This window comes from Acinetobacter sp. LT1, from assembly GCF_059800965.1.
In genome coordinates this window covers 77,783-95,115 of the sequence record NZ_JBBAXE010000007.1, presented here as the reverse complement: position 1 = coordinate 95,115, position 17,333 = coordinate 77,783, and the positions used below count along the sequence as shown (strand labels likewise).

The window sequence follows — 17,333 nt, the reverse complement described above, 5'->3', positions numbered from 1 at the left end:
TATCATGTCGCAGCGATCCCGAGTGCTGCCTGGGTTTGGTCTATCTTTGGGCTTCACCCTCGCCTACGTTTCTTTTATTGTGCTTATTCCATTAGCCGCAGTCTTTATCAAATCATTTGGAATCGGATGGGACGGATTATGGGAAATTTTAACGTCTGAGCGTATTTTGAAATCGCTTCAACTCAGCTTTAGTTCAGCTTTAATCGCAGCATTTATTAATGTTGTGTTTGGTCTGCTTTTGGCTTGGTGTCTTGTCCGCTATAACTTTCCAGGAAAGCGTCTAATTGATGCATTGGTCGATTTACCTTTTGCTCTTCCAACCGCAGTTGCTGGTATTGCACTGACTTCACTCTATGCACCTACTGGTTGGTTAGGTCAATATCTGGAACCACTTGGTATTCAGGTTGCCTATACGCCTATCGGGATTACGCTGGCATTGGTATTTATTGGTATTCCTTTTATTGTTCGGACCGTTCAACCAGTACTCAGCGATATTGAAACCGAACTTGAGGAAGCAGCTTCAGCACTTGGTGCAAATCGTTGGCAGACCATTACTAAAATTATTTTACCCATCTTACTACCTGCTCTATTTACAGGCTTTGCTTTAGCGTTTGCTCGCGGCGTGGGTGAGTATGGTTCTGTTATTTTTATTGCAGGTAACCAGCCATTTAAAACAGAAATTGCACCGCTGATGATCATTTCTCGTCTTGAAGAATATGATTATGCAGGTGCAACGACCATTGCAGCGGTCATGTTAGTTCTCTCTTTTATCATTCTATTTGTCATTAACTTACTTCAAGCATGGGCAAACCGTCGTACAGGGAGAAACATCACATGAATTTACATACCGACAGCAACGCACTTGCTTTGAAGTTACAGTCTCGTGATGCGACACGTGAGCCAACTTGGGTACGTTATACCCTTATTACAATTGCACTGATTTTTTTCCTCAGTTGCCTCATGCTGCCACTCATTTTAGTTTTCGTAGAAGCATTTAAACAGGGACTTGAAGTCTATGTTCAGGCTTTGATTGATCCAGATACCTTATCAGCAGTGAAATTAACATTACTCACCGCAGCAATTGCAGTTCCAATTAATGTGATATTTGGTGTTGCTGCAGCTTGGGCTGTCTCTAAGTTCCAGTTTAAAGGCAAGGCAATTTTAACCACTATCATTGATATGCCTTTTTCGGTTTCACCTGTTATTGCAGGTTTAATGATTGTTCTAATTTTTGGTGCGCAAGGTTGGTTCGGCGGCTGGTTAATGGATCATGACATCAAGATTTTATATGCCGTACCTGGAATTGTTTTAGCAACCATTTTTATTACAGTTCCTTTTGTGGCGCGTGAGTTAATTCCACTCATGGAAGCTCAGGGAACAGAGGAAGAAGAAGCAGCAATTGTACTCGGTGCTTCAGGTTGGCAAACTTTTTGGAAGGTCACCCTCCCTAACATTAAATGGGGTCTGATTTACGGCGTGATTTTGTGTAATGCCCGTGCAATGGGTGAGTTTGGCGCAGTATCAGTGGTTTCTGGTCATATCCGTGGTGAAACCAATACCCTGCCACTGCATGTTGAAATTTTATATAACGAGTACACCTTTAGCGCAGCCTTTGCCGTGTCCTCACTGCTTGCCTTCTTAGCTCTTTTAACACTGATTTTAAAAACTTGGTTAGAGCTACATCAAGATAAACCAGAACCGCATTCAACTGATTCGTAAGGAATGAAATCATGAGTATTCAAGTTAAAAATATTGAAAAACACTTTGGTGCATTCCATGCGCTTAAAAATATTTCCCTAGACTTTCCAGAGGGTGAACTGGTTGCGCTACTTGGACCATCTGGTTGTGGTAAGACGACTCTGCTTCGTATCATTGCAGGTCTAGAGTCAGCCGATGGCGGTCAGGTTTTACTTGAAGGTGAAGATGCGACTAATGTACATGTGCGTGAGCGTCAGGTCGGCTTTGTATTTCAGCACTATGCTTTATTCCGTCACATGACTGTATTTGACAATATTGCCTTTGGTTTACGTGTTCGACCTCGTGCAACCCGTCCTTCGGAAGCTGAAATTAAAAAACGTGTCACTCGTTTACTTGATCTAGTTCAACTAGGCTTTTTAGCAGACCGCTACCCTGCTCAGCTTTCTGGCGGACAACGTCAGCGTATTGCTTTAGCCCGTGCTTTGGCAGTAGAACCTCGCGTGTTATTACTCGATGAACCATTTGGCGCTCTAGATGCCAAAGTACGCAAAGAATTACGTCGCTGGTTACGCAACTTACATGATGAATTGCATATCACTTCAATTTTCGTGACTCACGATCAAGAAGAAGCACTTGAGGTTGCAGACCAGATTATTGTCATGAATAAAGGTAATGTTGAGCAAATCGGTTCACCTCGTGAAGTTTATGAAAAACCTGCAACGCCATTTGTGTTTGATTTCTTGGGTCAGGCAAATCGATTTGAAGGTGAACATACGGAAGGTATTATCCGTATCGGTAATGACCGTATTCAATTACCAACAGCAGTTGAGGCACCTCAAGGAAAAGTGATTGCTTTTGCCCGTCCAGATGAGTTACATATTCACTCGCAACCGCAAGCGAATACCATTGAAGCGACTTTTGTACGTGAAATCTGGATTGCTGGAAAAGTAGTGGCCGAATTACAAGACCGTAATGGACGTTTAATTGAAATTGCTCTGAGCAGTGAAGCTGCAAAATTACATGCATTTAAACCTAATCAAACTGTTTGGGTGAGCGCATCTCAATTGCACTTATTTGCAGACCAAGTTGCTTAAGAAATATATTTGGTGAGGAAATATCTTGCGGATCTTTAGACGCTCCTCACCTCTTTTGAGGAAAAGTGTAAATGAACTTTCAACAATTAAGAATTATCCGAGAAACAGTACGCCAAAACTTTAACTTGACGGAAGCATCGGCTGCACTCTACACATCTCAATCGGGTGTAAGTAAACACATCAAAGATTTAGAAGATGAATTAGGTGTTCAACTTTTCGTTCGTAAAGGTAAACGCCTTTTAGGTTTAACTGAACCAGGACAGTCACTTCTTAGCATTGTTGAACGCATGTTAGTGGATGCTGAAAATATTAAACGGCTTGCTGAAGATTTTAATAAGGTTGATGAAGGAACATTAACGATCGCAACTACGCATACACAAGCGCGTTATGTATTGCCTCCAATCGTTAATCAATTTAAGAAATTATTTCCAAAAGTTCATTTGATTTTACAACAAGCTAGCCCTGTCGAAATTTCAGAAATGCTTTTACAAGGCGAAGCGGATATTGGAATTGCAACTGAGTCTTTAACAACTGAAGAAAATCTGGCTAGTATTCCTTACTATCAATGGCAGCACAGTATTATTACCCCGCAAAATCATCCTCTGGTGCAGGCGGATAAGATCACTCTAGAACTTTTAGCAGAATATCCACTCATTACTTATCATGGTGGTTTTACAGGCCGATCTAAAATTGATAAAGCCTTTGAAGAAGCTCACCTAGATGCAGATATCGTAATGTCAGCTCTTGATGCCGATGTTATCAAAACTTATGTGGAACTTGGCATGGGTGTCGGGATTGTCAATGACGTGGCTTATGATACAGAACGTGATTATCGTTTAAAGCAAACCAAAACTGATATTTTTGGTGTTAATACTACATGGATTGCGGTTCGCAAAGGCCACTTATTACGCGGTTATGGTTACGAATTTATTTCTTTATGCTCACCTGATGCGGATATTAAAGCGCTTAAGAAAATTGCTTACCCAGACGAATAAAAATTAAAAATAAATAAAAGAGCTTTTTAGCTCTTTTATTTATTTTATTAAGTACAAAAAAAACGAGCCGTAGCTCGTTTTTTCTTTTGCGATCTTACCAGTAGAAGTTCACACCAACTTTACCAACTGGTAACCATTGGTATTTATCATCATTACGGATTTCGTTTTCTTCAGCACGTAAGTCTTTATCAAAGTCAGCACCATTAACATTAACAAATGTACCATTTGATTTAAGATTTACACTTGGGTTACCAGTATAGTAAGCACCTACCTCACCAAATACACCCCAGTTTTTATTGATTTTAGGTGCAAAACCAAAACCTAAATATGGAGCGATATCATTTTTATAACTTAATTTACCATCCACTGAACCATTAAAGTTATAATTATTACCATTTACTTTAATAGTACCGTCTTGCGAACGTTTAGTTAGATCGTAATCGTTATCTAAATAAGCAGCACCCGCAGCTACATATAAACCTTGAGCCCAACGGTTAGCACTTGCACCCCATGGACGAATCTCAGCATTTAAGTAGATATTATTGTTATCCATATCTAGGTCATATTTAGTACCATTTACAGAAACATCATCTGTCCATGAAATGTCACCACCATTATAACCAAGAGCCAAACCTACATATGGGTTTGCTTGCCATAACAAAGCACCACCGTAACCAGTTGTACCTACCTCAGCACGTGCCCCCACAGGAATTAATTGGTTTTTGTCAAATGCGTAGCTGTCATGAACAACGGCTTCATCTGCCATAGCAGCGCCAGCAGCGAATAAAGCTGTTGTAGTGACTAATACACGTAATGCTTTCATAGTTTTCTCCTCAAAAAGGCTCTGTTTTTAATTTATTCATCTTGTGACTGAAATCATAATAATGACAGCTTAGATTCTTTTTTATACAAAAAATGCTAGATTTCTGTTATTTTTTGATACAAATTGAGTTAAATTTTTATTTTCAAATCATTTTTGTGTAAAAAACACTTGATTATCTAATAAGCTTATTTTGGTTTATCTCATTTATATCATCAATTAAACGTAACACGTTTTTGAAAGATTCTTGTCACAAATTAGTGTAAAATCTTTAAAATTTTTTATGGAAGGAAGATCATGTCTCAGCTTTCTACAATCATTGAGCAAGCATTTGAAGACCGCGCAAATTTTACTGCAGCAGATTGTTCAAGCGAAATTCGCCAAGCTGTTGAAGAAGCAATTGCTGGTTTAGATAACGGTACACTTCGAGTTGCTGAAAAAATCAATGGTGAATGGGTTGTTCATCAATGGTTAAAAAAAGCTGTTTTATTATCATTTAAACTGAATGACAATAAACCAATCGAGTCATGTGATCTTCGTTTCTATGACAAAGTTGAAACTAAATTCTCTGGTTGGACTGAAGAGCAATTTAAAGCTGCAGGTGTTCGTGTTGTTCCTCCTGCTGTAGCACGTCGTGGTAGCTTCCAAGCTAAAAACGTGGTGTTAATGCCATCTTATGTCAACATTGGCGCTTATGTAGATGAAGGCACAATGGTTGATACATGGGCAACTGTAGGTTCATGTGCTCAAATCGGTAAAAATGTTCACTTATCTGGTGGTGTAGGTATTGGTGGTGTTTTAGAACCATTACAAGCTAACCCAACTATTATTGAAGACAACTGCTTTATCGGTGCGCGTTCAGAAATCGTTGAAGGCGTTATCGTTGAAGAAGGCTCAGTCATTTCAATGGGCGTTTTCATCGGTCAATCAACTAAAATTTATGACCGTGAAACTGGCGAAATCCATTATGGTCGTGTACCAGCAGGTTCAGTTGTAGTTTCAGGCAGCTTGCCATCTAAATGTGGTACTTACAGCTTATATGCTGCAATTATCGTGAAAAAAGTTGATGCGCAAACACGTTCAAAAACAAGCTTGAACGATTTGTTACGCGCTGACTAATTTGTTATAACTCTGTTGCGGAGCTTTAATCGCTCCTCATCTCTACGATCAAACTGATCGTAGAGATTTTATTTTTTATATAGTGTGGTATTTCTAGAATGGCTTCCTTACGTTCCTCTGCAATTCCTGTCTCAGACCCTGCGTCCGGTTTACGCATTACCGAGATTTTTTACTCGTTGCAGGGTGAAGCAAATGCCTCTGGCCTACCGACTGTATTTATTCGTCTAACAGGCTGTCCATTACGTTGTAGCTATTGCGATACCACCTATTCCTTTGAAGGTGGCGAGCGTTTTTCACTTGAACATATCATTGAAACAGCTACACAATTTCAAACACCTTATATTTGTGTGACAGGTGGTGAACCTCTTGCTCAGCCAAACTGTTTGATTTTATTACAACGTTTATGTGAAGCAGGTTTTGACGTCTCTTTAGAAACCAGTGGAGCCCTTGATGTATCAAGAGTGGATCTCCGTGTTTCAAAAGTCCTCGATTTAAAAACTCCAACTTCTGGTGAAGAACATCGCAATCTCATCAGTAATCTTGACCATTTAACACCACGTGACCAAATCAAATTTGTGATTTGTAATCGTGAAGACTATGAATGGTCAAAGCAACAAGTTGAAAAATATCAACTGCAAACCAAAGTCAGTACCGTTTGGTTCTCCCCTGCCTTTGCGGTTGAAAAAGGTGCTGTAGGCCTGCCACGTCTAGCACGTGATCTGGCACAGTGGATACTTGATGATAAATTACCTGTTCGTTTTCAACTTCAGTTACATAAACTGCTTTGGAATGATGAATCAGGTCGTTAATCACTCAATAAAATAAATCATTCCGAATATGGAGAAAAATATGCGCTCTCGTGCCATTGTTTTACTTTCAGGCGGCTTAGACTCAACCACTTGCCTAGCTTGGGCACAAGCGCGCTATGAATGTATTGCTATTAGTTTTATGTATGGTCAACGCTCAACCACTGAACTTGATGCTGCAAAAGCATTAGCTCAGCGTTCAGGTGTTGAACATCGTGTAATTAATATTGATCTAGCAAATTTAGGTGGATCAGCACTTACAGATCACAACATTGCAGTACCAGAACAGTTACAAGAAGGTATTCCTGTAACTTATGTACCAGCGCGTAACACTATTTTCCTCTCATATGCTCTAGCAGCAGCTGAAGTATTTAATGCTGAAGCTATTGTTATTGGTATCAATGCTGTTGATTATTCAGGATATCCTGATTGTCGCCCTGAATTTATTGATGCTTTTGCGAATATGGCCCGTTTAGCAACTAAAGCTGGCGTAGAAGGAAAACCACTTAAATTTGAAACACCCCTGTTACATTTATCCAAAGCGAATATCATACGTTTAGGGATTGAACATGGCGTAGACTATAGTCAAACGGTATCTTGCTACCAAGCAGATGCTCAAGGACGTGCGTGTGGTAAATGTGACAGTTGCCGTTTGCGTAAAGAAGGCTTTATCGATGCTGGTGTTACCGATCCAACACGCTATATACCGTAATAAGTAGGTAAAATTTATGAAGTTGTTAAAATCAAATCTTATTCTTTCATCTTTATTCTCAGCAGCTGCACTTATGGCTGGTTCAGCTCAAGCAGCTGAAAACCCAGTTCAAGCGGCATATAAAAGTACTAACGTTAAAGGTGCATTAGTTAACGTTTGTAAAGAACAAACTGCTAAAGGCGGCAAGTTAAGTTCATCTGAAGTTAGCAAATTCTGTAGCTGCCAAGTTGAAGCACAAGGTAAAGTGACTGAAGCACAAAAATGGGAAATCCAAAGCGCAATCAATGCGAAGAAAAGCCCAAGTTCTCTAGGATTTGTACAACAACAAAACCGTGATCTTAAAGCATGTTTTGGTCCTCAGTTAACAACTAAGCTTGAAAAGTTAACTGAAGATGCAATGAAGGCAGCTCAACAACAAGCTCCTAAGAAATAAGATTTTAATGTCCCAAATTAAGCCTGCATTTATGCAGGCTTTTTTTATAGCTCTGTTAAAATGACAGCACTTTTGACCAATTCATTTGATGTAAGCTATGCAAGAACAATGGAAAACTAATGCTAACCATAAAAGGTCTATTGTCTCATTTAGTGGAGGCAAAGATAGTTCTCTAGCACTCTACCATGCAATGCAGACAGGCGAAGTGATTGGGTTGATCGTAATGCTAGAAGAACAAGGCCAACGTTCTCGCTCACATGCTATGCCTCTTGATATTATTCAAGCACAAGCTAAAGCAATCGGTTTGCCCGTGCTTATGGCTTCATCAAGTTGGAATGACTATGAAGTAAAGTTTATTGAATTACTCAATCAAGCAAAGCAACAAGGAGCCGAGGTACTGGTTACAGGTGACCTTGATATGCCTGAACACGGCTGTTGGCATGATCGAGTAACGCAACAAGTGGGTCTTCAATTAGCAATGCCTCTTTGGCTACGTCCGCATCGTGAAGTTGTTGAAGAATTTATTCAACTTGGATTCCAGAGTGTAGTGGTGACCGTAAACCTTAAACTCGGGATGAAGGTAGGAGATTTAGGAAAAACTTTAACTTTAGAATATATCCAAGAGCTTGAGAACCGTGGCATTGATCCATGTGGTGAGGGCGGTGAATTTCATACGACCGTGATTGATGGGCCAATTTTTAACAAAGCAATCCCTGTAAGAAAACTCAATATTGTTTATCATGAGGAATACGCTTTTTTACCACTTGAATTAAATCAAATTTAACTTTTAAAGGATAAGAAATGTCTGAGAATATTCAACTGCCAAATCAGGTGTTCCCTACTACACACGGCGAAGTGAACTTGACCGAAGTCGAAAATGAATGGCTAATTATTTACTTCTATCCTAAAGATTCAACACCAGGGTGTACAACACAAGCAGTGGGTTTTTCTTGTTTGAAAGATCAGTTTGATGCTTTAGATACCCGTATTTTCGGTATTTCACGTGACTCGGTAAAAGCCCATCAAAATTTTACAGAGAAGCAAGCACTTACTATTGATCTGATCAGTGATAAAGAAGAAATTCTTTGTCATCACTTTGATGTGATTAAAGAAAAGAATATGTATGGTAAAAAAGTAATGGGTATTGAACGTTCTACTTTTATTTTCCATAACAAAACTTTAGTTAAAAGCTATCGCAAAGTTAAAGCAGCTGGGCATGCAGAGCAAGTTCTAGAAGACTTAAAAGCTCTACAAACAGCTTAATAAACTTAAGAAACAAAAAGCGGGCATAATGCTCGTTTTTTGTATATGAACAAATTACTTACTCCTTTACTTTGGCGTATGATAAAGACATTAGAATAATTCACGCTAAGGTATTTACATGAGTCTGCTCAAAGTTTGTAATTTACTGTCTAGTGGTCTTGTTATCTCTGCTTGCTCCGTTAGTTCATCCAGTATGCCGCCCTCAATTACACCATCTACCACGCAAGTTGAAACTCCACCTATAAAAATAAGTTGCCAAGATTTACAAAACCCTGCCTATCAACAAACCGTACTTAAAATAATTAATCAAATTCGCCAGCAATCACGCCAATGTGGACAACAACATTTCGCTGCAACCAGACCATTAAGTTGGAGTAATAATTTATATAAAGGTGCACTTTCTCATAGTGAAGATATGGCAACACACAACTTTCTCGGACATGTTGGCTCCACGGGACTAGATTTAAAATCACGTTTGAAAATTTATAATACACTCGGTAAAGCCAATGGTGAAAATGTCGCGAGTGGACAGAAAACATTAGATGAAGTGATGTCTAGATGGCTGTCGAGTCCCCTACATTGTAGTAACCTAATGAACCCTAAATTTACAACCTATGCAATTGCTTGTGCTTCTGATCAATCTGTAAAACAAAAGAGCTATTGGACTCAACAATTTGGTACACGTTAAAAGGAAAAAAGATGCAATCAGGTTCGATCACCCCTATTTTAAGAATTTTTGATGTCGAGTTAGCTCAATCATTTTATCTTGAGTTCTTAGGTTTTCAGCTTGATTGGCAACACCAATTTGAAGACAACTTTCCGTTATATTTACAAATTTCTAAAGATGATTGCGTTATTCATTTATCTGAGCATTTTGGAGATGCGAGTCCTCATAGTGCGATCCGTATTTATTGGGAACATATTTACGAGCTGCATAGTGAACTAAGCCAAAAAAATTATAAATTTTCTAAGCCTCAGGTTGAAAAAACAGATTGGGAGACACTTGAACTCAGTATCACCGATCCTTTTTCCAACCGAATTATCTTTTGGGCAGATGCTTAATCGATATACATTTACTCAAAATCATCTAAATTAGAGCGATCATCTTCTTCAAAGCGTTGTTGTAACTGTTGATAAGTGCGTGTTTTTTTAAACTCATCTAAAAATTGAATAGTTCCTACAGGGAAAAATTCGGTTTGGATTTCACCACGATAATAAGCTTCACGCATTGGTGTTGCCGAGATAGAGTCTTTTAAACTATCAAGCTCAACCATAATCCACTCAGGAAATAGTCGTAAATAATATGAAGACTCATCCTTAAAGTGTCCAATCAAACCAACTTTTGAGTTCGGTTCAATTACGCCATTCACTAAAGATTTGACTTGTTTTACCCATTTTTCGTCATTATAAACATCTACTACATGTACAAAACGAATGCGTTTTTGCTCTTCTAACGAGAAATTTGACAAGATCATTTGCTCGCGCTCTACTGCTAAGAACGGATTTTTAATATTACGTTCCATTTGAGCAGAACCTAATGCCAAAACGACATAGTGGCTTTGTTGTAAGGCAATTTCAATTGTCTGCATATGAGCTAAATGAAATGGTTGAAAACGCCCTATAAAAACGAGATAGTCAAATTTATACATAATTAGATTTTCACTTTTTATGAACTCACCAGTTAACCGCATTACAAAAAATATGCGCCATAATGAGAACCTAAAAATTAACAACGTGGTTTAAAGCAAGGATAGTACGATGACACTTAGCTGTATTCAACAACCTCATCAACATTTACACGCAAATTTAGAAGGTGGCGTACTCACCTTAGCCATAAATCGCCCAGAAGCAAAAAATGCACTGTATGGCGAACTTTACTTATGGATTGCCAAAGCACTTGATGAAGCTGACCAAGACAAAGATGTACGAGTAATCGTTATACGTGGTGTAGAGCAAGATTTTACCGCTGGTAATGACATGAAAGATTTTATGGGTTTTGTACAAAATCCCAATCTAGGCCCAGCAGGTCAAGTTCCTCCGTTTGTACTCCTTAAATCTGCTGCTAGATTATCGAAGCCACTTATTATTGCAGTAAAAGGTGTGGCTATTGGTATTGGTGTTACGATTTTATTACATGCAGATTTAGTTTTTGCTGACAATACCGCCCTTTTCCAAATTCCATTTGTAAGTCTTGGCCTTTCTCCAGAAGGCGGTGCAAGCCAATTATTGGTTAAACAAGCGGGTTATCACAAAGCAGCTGAACTTCTATTTACTGCGAAAAAATTTAATGCAGAAACCGCAGTACAAGCAAGCTTAGTTAATGAAGTTGTTGAAGATGCTTATGCATCTGCTCAGGCAACCGCTCAACATTTAGCAGCTTTACCACTTGCCTCATTAAAACAAACCAAAGCATTGATGAAACATGATTTAGATCAAATTATTGAATGTATTGATCATGAAGCTGAAATCTTTATGCAACGCGTTCAATCTCCAGAAATGCTAGAAGCTGTACAAGCATTTATGCAGAAACGTAAACCAGATTTCTCGCAGTTTAATTAAAAATCAATTTCTATGATTTGAATAAACTCAAAGGCAGGCTCTTCATAAGGATGGCTTGCCTTTAATGCTTTTGCTACAGCCTGTGCATTTTCTTCAATTACAATTGTTTCAACTCGCCACTCATCAACTTGTTCAAGTTCACCCAGCTCTCCGATATAAGGATCTGCACCTTTGATGGGTTTAAATTGCCCTATTCCTTTCACTTGCCATGCGCAGTGTTCATAATTACCGATACCACCCGCACCAGCAGAAAAAATAGCTTGTTTAGTCGACTCAAGATGTGAATCTGGCACGTAATAAATCAGCTTTAACATAGGTAGAATGACTCAAAACTAGTGAACTTGCTTTAAATCATACCGTTAAAAAAGCTTCTAAATCAAAGTCAGCTCATCATTACCAAATAATTTGCTCCAATAAAGAGGATTTGAATGGCAAGCGCCAAGCCAAACAAGCGCCAGCCCTTATCTTTGGTATACATTGTTCTTATGTGATACTTATTTTTCATCATTTTGATCTCCGATTTTTATCGTTGTTACAGAGAAAGCAAAAATTGATCCAATTTTGAACAAACTATAAAGTGTTAAATAGCCGAATGTCTATAGACTTATAATTTTTCTAAAATGCTTAAAAGAGCTACACTCATTTATATGTAGCTCTTATTCTGAACAAAATTTTAAATTTCAGTGTGCTAGCTGCGTCTTTATAATTTTAAGCATTCGATTTCTTTAAATATCTGTTCTCATATATTGTCATCATAAATGCTAAACCACATAAAATGACGAAGCCGCCAGTCATTGGTATTAATGTACCGTTATATAATTGCCCAATAATAGATGCCAGAATAAGTGACAAAACGGAGGATGCTGCACCAATAATGGCCGATGCCATACCTGCAACATGCCCCATCGGTTCCATTGCAATTGCATTTAAATTTCCAAATAAAGTTCCAAATAATAAAAATAAAATGCAGGCATAAAGCATAAACATCCAGAATGAAATAGCCACACCTAAAAGTTGAATTCCTAAGAAAACTAAAGAAATTAAGCACAAACCTAGAAAGCCATAAATACAGATTGGACGCATACCAAACTTCATAACAATTTTAGAATTTGTAAATGAAGCGATTCCCATCACACCTGCGAGCACAGCAAAATAAGCACTAAACTCTTGCCCTGTTTTACCAAACTGCTGCATAAAAATTTGCTGAGAAGTACCTAAGTAACCAATAAATCCACCAAAGCAAAAACCTGCACATAGCAAATAGCTCATGGTGGTTTTATTACTCACTACTTCTTTAAAGCCCTCTTGAAATGCTTGTAGGCGCATAGGTAAACGATTTTCGGGAAGCAACGTCTCTTCCAAACGTAAAGCAACCCATGCCCCCACAACTGTGGCATAGGCCATATATAAAACAAAGATCTCACGCCAACCAAAGAAATGGATAATGAGCTGGCCCAAACTTGGTGCAATTGCTGGGGCAACCATAAACACCATCATAATTAAAGACATGATGCGGGCCATTTGAGCCCCACTGTATTTATCTCTAACAATTGAAATAGAAGCCACGTAAGGACCTGATACGCCAACCCCTTGAATGAAACGTCCAACTAGAAACCATTCAAAACTTTGTGTGGTAAAACACAACAAACTTCCCAGAAAGTAAATAACAATTCCTGTGAATAAAATACGTTTACGGCCAATCGCATCGGATAGAGGGCCAGCAATCAGTTGACCAATCGTCATACCAGAAAAAATACCAATAATGACCCACTGTGTCTGATTATTATTTTTTAAGTCAAAAACTCGTCCGATTTCGCCCAAAGCAGGTAGGACTGCATCTATTGAAAAAGAAACAATAGACATGAGCAATGCCATTAGTAATGCAAATTCATGGAAATGGATTTTTGATTTCATTTTTCTTCTCTGCTATTTATTAATATCGTACTACATACAAATAAGCCACCTTACGGTGGCTTATTTCAACTTTTATATTACCCGATAAACTTACGTGCATTACGGAACATACGTAACCATGCACCATCCTCAGTCCATTCTTCTGGACTCCAAGAGTGTTGAATTGCACGGAAAGTACGCTCTGGGTGTGGCATCATGATCGTTGCACGACCATCTTTAGATGTTACACCAGTAATCGCTTCCGGCGAACCATTCGGATTCAATGGATAATGTTGAGTCGGGTTACCATGGCTGTCAACATAACGCAAAGCAACTTGATTCGCTGCATTCAAGCCTGCAATATCAGCTTCACTCGCAACTGCACGACCTTCACCGTGTGCTACAGCAATCGGTAAAATCGAACCTTCCATTCCATTAAGCAATACAGAAACAGTTTTTTCAACACGAACGTTTACGCTACGAGCTTCAAAAACTTCTGACATATTGCGGTGGAAACGTGGCCAATGTTCAGCACCTGGAATAAGTGGTGCTAATTGTGACAACATTTGGCAACCATTACAGATACCTAAGCTGAACGTATCTTCACGATGGAAGAATTGTTCAAACTGATCACGTAATTTCGCATTGAACAATACAGATTTTGCCCAACCACCGCCAGCACCCATTACGTCACCGTAAGAGAAACCGCCACAAGTTACTAAACCTTCAAAATCACTTAGACTAACGCGACCAGCAAGTAAATCACTCATGTGCACGTCAACGGTATTGAAACCAACCTTATCAAAGGCTGCTGCCATTTCAATATGACCGTTTACACCTTGCTCACGCAAGATCGCCATATTAGGACGACGTGTGTTAATGAATGGTGCTTCGATAGGTTCATTCAAGTCAAATGTTGGTTTAGCAATTAAGCCTTGATGTGATTTATCTGCAATTAAAGCAAATTCTTGGTCAGCAGTTTCTACGTTATCACGTAAACGTTGGATCTGATGAGATACTTCAGACCAAGCCTGTTGTAACTCTGCGCGCTCTAAAGTCAAACCGTTTACAGATAATTGATCTGTGTTGTTTACACGACCAACTACAGCAATTGCATCTTTTAAGCTAGAAGCAGCAACTTCTGCTTGTAAAGCTTCCCAATCAGCTGCTTTGATTTGAACAACTGCACCAATTTCTTCAGCAAACAAACTTGCTGGAGTTTGGTCTTCTAATGCAACACCTAAACGTGCAGCAAACATCATTTCAGCAACAGTTGCAAGTAAACCACCATCACCGATGTCATGGTAAGCTTGAATCAAGCCACGGTTGTTCCAATCTTGAATTAAAGCAAAGAACGCTTTGAAATCATCAAAACTATCAACGTCTGGAGTGATTGAACCAATTGCTTTATATACTTGCGCAAGAATAGAACCACCTAAACGGAATTGTCCTTTAGATAAATCAATACGGACAAGTACTGAGTCTTCTAAATTCTTAAGTTCAGGTGTTAAAGTCTTACGAACATCAGCTACTGGAGCAAATGCAGTAATTACACCAGTCATTGGAGATGTTACAGCTTTATCTTCACCATTATCATTCCAAGTGGTACGCATTGAAAGCGAGTCTTTACCTACAGGAATCGCAATTCCTAAAGCAGGACACATTTCCATACCAATCGCTTTCACACCTTCAAACAATGCTTGGTCTTCACCTTTTTGACCAGCAGCAGCCATCCAGTTTGCAGAAAGTTTGATATCGCTAATTTGTTCAATGTTTGCACATGCAATATTGGTAATTGCTTCAGCAACTGCCAAGCGAGCAGATGCTGCTGGATTTAACAATGCAACTGGTGGACGTTCACCCATTGCCATTGCTTCACCAGTGAACCCTTGTAGGCTCGTAGTCGTTACTGCTGCATCCGCAACAGGAATCTGCCAACGACCAACCATTTGGTCACGTGCAACCATACCTGTAATTGAACGGTCACCAATGGTGATTAAGAATGACTTAGACGCAACTGTAGGATTTTTCAATACACGGAAAATCGCATCTTTCAAATCAACTTTTGAAGCGTCAAATTCGTTACCTTTGCGTTCAATTGTTTCATAAGAACGTTGCATACGCGGTGTACCGCCAAGCATTACTTGCATTGGGATATCAACTGCATTGTTCTGGAACAATGGATCTTCAACAGTTAAATGACGAGCTTCAGTTGCTTCACCTAACACGGCAAATGGACAACGTTCACGAGCACAGATTGATTCGAACTGTTCTAAAGACTCTGGGCGAATTGCAAGAACATAACGCTCTTGAGCTTCATTTGACCAGATTTCCATTGGGCTCATGCCCGGCTCTAATGAAGGAATTTTACGAAGGTTAAGAACTGCACCTAACTCATGATCATTCACAAGTTCAGGCATAGCATTTGATAGACCACCCGCGCCAACGTCATGTACAGAAACGATTGGGTTGAAGTCTTCTAAACGCCAGCAAGTATCGATTACTTCTTGACAACGGCGCTCCATTTCTGGGTTTTCACGTTGTACAGAAGCGAAATCAAGGCTTTCACCCATTGTACCGCTATCTACAGAAGATGCTGCACCACCACCAAGACCGATTAACATTGCAGGACCACCCAACACAATGAGTAAATCACCTGGTTGAATCGCATCTTTTTCTACATGGTCAGGACGGATATTACCGTAACCACCAGCAATCATGATTGGCTTGTGGAAGCCTTTCACTTCACCATTTACATTCTGTTCGAAAGTACGGAAATAACCATTTAACGCAGGACGACCGAATTCATTATTAAATGCCGCGCCACCTAATGGACCTTCAATCATGATTTGTAATGGCGAAGCCATACGTGAAGGTTTACCGTAGTTTTCTTCCCAAGGCTGTTCAAAACCAGGAATATTTAAGTTCGAAACTGTGAAACCTGTTAAACCAGCTTTTGGTTTACCACCACGGCCAGTTGCACCTTCATCACGGATTTCACCGCCTGAACCTGTTGCAGCACCAGCAAATGGAGAAATTGCTGTTGGGTGGTTATGAGTTTCAACCTTCATTAAAATATGAGCAGCTTGGCTCTTATATTTATAAACAAAGTGACCATTTTCATCCGCTTTCGGATAAAAACGCATCGTGTCATAACCCACAATTACTGAAGCATTATCTTTATATGCCGATAACACATCAGTTGGAGATTCTTTATAAGTGTTTTTAATCATCTGAAACAATGATAATGGTTGTTTTTCACCATCAATTGTCCATTCAGATCCAAAGATTTTATGACGACAGTGCTCAGAGTTTGCTTGTGCAAACATCATCAACTCGATGTCATTTGGATTACGACCAAGCTTAATGAATGCTTCAGTTAAGTAATCAATTTCTTGTTCAGATAACGCAAAACCAAACTCATTATTAGCTTTAACCAAAGCTTCTTTGCCTTGACCCAAGATATCAATTGAATTTAATGGTTTTGGAGCTGTTTCTGAAAATAATGCTTTTGCATCATCAATTTGAGCAAAAACTGTTTCTGTCATACGGTCATGAAGTACTTGTTTAACTTCATTCGTAATTTCAGTAACACCTTTTAACGTAAATAAAAGACCACGTTCTAAACGGTGTACTGGTGTATTACAGTTTTTGAAAATATCAGTTGCTTTAGAAGACCAAGGTGAAATAGTACCCACACGTGGTGTAACTAAAATCTGAATCTCATCACTTGCAGATTGACGAAGTTCAAAAGACTCACCGTCATTCAATAATTGCAAAGCAGATTGATGTTGCTGCTCGTTGAGCGCTTGATCAAACAAATAGACCCATTGGCTGTCAAAAGATTGAACAGAACTAATTGACGATAAACGTGTTAATAGTTGAGCTTTCTTAAAAGAAGAATGTGCTGCTGCACCGGCCACGATAAACATGTTGATTTT

At 39.1% G+C, this 17,333-nt stretch carries 19 protein-coding genes; 13 read left to right on the top strand and 6 right to left on the bottom strand.

Features of this window, described 5'->3' with window-relative positions; translation table 11 throughout:
• Positions 1-4: 4 nt before the first annotated feature.
• The 4 genes from cysT (at position 5) to WBW42_RS08785 (ending at position 3,787) form a co-directional block, all read left to right on the top strand.
• Entirely contained in the window at positions 5-838 is an 834-nt protein-coding gene (gene cysT, locus WBW42_RS08800; RefSeq protein ID WP_032055212.1) for a sulfate ABC transporter permease subunit CysT, read from the top strand.
• Positions 835-1,719 carry a sulfate ABC transporter permease subunit CysW gene (gene cysW / locus WBW42_RS08795; RefSeq protein ID WP_002118746.1) on the top strand — a complete coding sequence of 295 codons (885 nt, stop codon included), beginning with the start codon at positions 835-837 and terminating at the stop codon, positions 1,717-1,719. Before cysT ends, cysW begins: the two co-directional genes overlap by 4 nt.
• A gap of 11 nt (positions 1,720-1,730) precedes the next feature.
• On the top strand, positions 1,731-2,792 hold the full coding sequence (locus WBW42_RS08790; protein ID WP_002118816.1) for a sulfate/molybdate ABC transporter ATP-binding protein: 1,062 nt from the start codon (positions 1,731-1,733) through the stop codon (positions 2,790-2,792).
• 71 nt (positions 2,793-2,863) lie between these two features.
• Positions 2,864-3,787, top strand: a complete 924-nt coding sequence (locus WBW42_RS08785) for a CysB family HTH-type transcriptional regulator (protein ID WP_002118601.1) — start codon at positions 2,864-2,866, stop codon at positions 3,785-3,787.
• A 94-nt stretch (positions 3,788-3,881) separates the two neighbouring features.
• Here WBW42_RS08785 and carO read toward each other — a convergent pair whose 3' ends face one another.
• Positions 3,882-4,610 (bottom strand): ornithine uptake porin CarO type 4, encoded by a 729-nt coding sequence (carO, locus tag WBW42_RS08780; RefSeq protein WP_002118918.1) that lies wholly within the window; start codon positions 4,608-4,610, stop codon positions 3,882-3,884.
• A gap of 294 nt (positions 4,611-4,904) precedes the next feature.
• On the opposite strand from carO, the gene dapD reads away from it, so the two are divergent.
• The 8 genes from dapD (at position 4,905) to WBW42_RS08740 (ending at position 10,002) form a co-directional block, all read left to right on the top strand.
• The gene (gene dapD, locus WBW42_RS08775; RefSeq protein WP_002118664.1) at positions 4,905-5,726 is read left to right on the top strand and encodes a 2,3,4,5-tetrahydropyridine-2,6-dicarboxylate N-succinyltransferase; all 822 of its coding nucleotides are present in this window, start codon (positions 4,905-4,907) and stop codon (positions 5,724-5,726) included.
• A 98-nt stretch (positions 5,727-5,824) separates the two neighbouring features.
• Entirely contained in the window at positions 5,825-6,535 is a 711-nt protein-coding gene (queE, locus tag WBW42_RS08770) for a 7-carboxy-7-deazaguanine synthase QueE (protein ID WP_032063834.1), read from the top strand.
• Between the two features lie 40 nt (positions 6,536-6,575).
• Positions 6,576-7,244, top strand: a complete 669-nt coding sequence (queC, locus tag WBW42_RS08765; protein WP_002118843.1) for a 7-cyano-7-deazaguanine synthase QueC — start codon at positions 6,576-6,578, stop codon at positions 7,242-7,244.
• Between the two features lie 16 nt (positions 7,245-7,260).
• Positions 7,261-7,677, top strand: a complete 417-nt coding sequence (locus tag WBW42_RS08760) for a hypothetical protein (protein ID WP_005073124.1) — start codon at positions 7,261-7,263, stop codon at positions 7,675-7,677.
• Positions 7,678-7,774: 97 nt separating this feature from the next.
• Positions 7,775-8,461: a Dph6-related ATP pyrophosphatase gene (locus tag WBW42_RS08755; RefSeq protein ID WP_032055208.1), complete on the top strand. Its 687-nt coding sequence runs from the start codon at positions 7,775-7,777 to the stop codon at positions 8,459-8,461.
• A 17-nt stretch (positions 8,462-8,478) separates the two neighbouring features.
• Complete coding sequence (locus WBW42_RS08750) at positions 8,479-8,940, top strand: peroxiredoxin (protein ID WP_032055206.1); 462 nt, start codon at positions 8,479-8,481, stop codon at positions 8,938-8,940.
• Between the two features lie 118 nt (positions 8,941-9,058).
• Entirely contained in the window at positions 9,059-9,628 is a 570-nt protein-coding gene (locus WBW42_RS08745; protein ID WP_005073120.1) for a CAP domain-containing protein, read from the top strand.
• 11 nt (positions 9,629-9,639) lie between these two features.
• Positions 9,640-10,002, top strand: a complete 363-nt coding sequence (locus tag WBW42_RS08740; RefSeq protein ID WP_005067793.1) for a glyoxalase superfamily protein — start codon at positions 9,640-9,642, stop codon at positions 10,000-10,002.
• Between the two features lie 11 nt (positions 10,003-10,013).
• On the opposite strand, the gene WBW42_RS08735 is transcribed toward WBW42_RS08740, so the two are convergent.
• Positions 10,014-10,589 (bottom strand): nicotinate-nicotinamide nucleotide adenylyltransferase, encoded by a 576-nt coding sequence (locus WBW42_RS08735; protein WP_002119001.1) that lies wholly within the window; start codon positions 10,587-10,589, stop codon positions 10,014-10,016.
• 109 nt (positions 10,590-10,698) lie between these two features.
• On the opposite strand from WBW42_RS08735, the gene WBW42_RS08730 reads away from it, so the two are divergent.
• Positions 10,699-11,499: an enoyl-CoA hydratase-related protein gene (locus WBW42_RS08730; protein WP_032055202.1), complete on the top strand. Its 801-nt coding sequence runs from the start codon at positions 10,699-10,701 to the stop codon at positions 11,497-11,499.
• Here the strand turns inward: WBW42_RS08730 and WBW42_RS08725 are convergent.
• The 4 genes from WBW42_RS08725 to purL form a co-directional block, all read right to left on the bottom strand.
• Entirely contained in the window at positions 11,496-11,813 is a 318-nt protein-coding gene (locus tag WBW42_RS08725; protein WP_032055200.1) for a YqfO family protein, read from the bottom strand. The genes WBW42_RS08730 and WBW42_RS08725 overlap by 4 nt on opposite strands.
• A 68-nt stretch (positions 11,814-11,881) precedes the next feature.
• Positions 11,882-12,007, bottom strand: a complete 126-nt coding sequence (locus WBW42_RS08720; protein WP_002118600.1) for a KGW motif small protein — start codon at positions 12,005-12,007, stop codon at positions 11,882-11,884.
• 200 nt (positions 12,008-12,207) lie between these two features.
• Positions 12,208-13,413, bottom strand: a complete 1,206-nt coding sequence (locus WBW42_RS08715; protein WP_032055197.1) for a multidrug effflux MFS transporter — start codon at positions 13,411-13,413, stop codon at positions 12,208-12,210.
• A gap of 77 nt (positions 13,414-13,490) precedes the next feature.
• A complete protein-coding gene (gene purL, locus WBW42_RS08710; protein WP_032055195.1) occupies positions 13,491-17,324 on the bottom strand; it encodes a phosphoribosylformylglycinamidine synthase in 3,834 nt (1,277 codons plus the stop codon).
• Positions 17,325-17,333 lie beyond the last annotated feature (9 nt).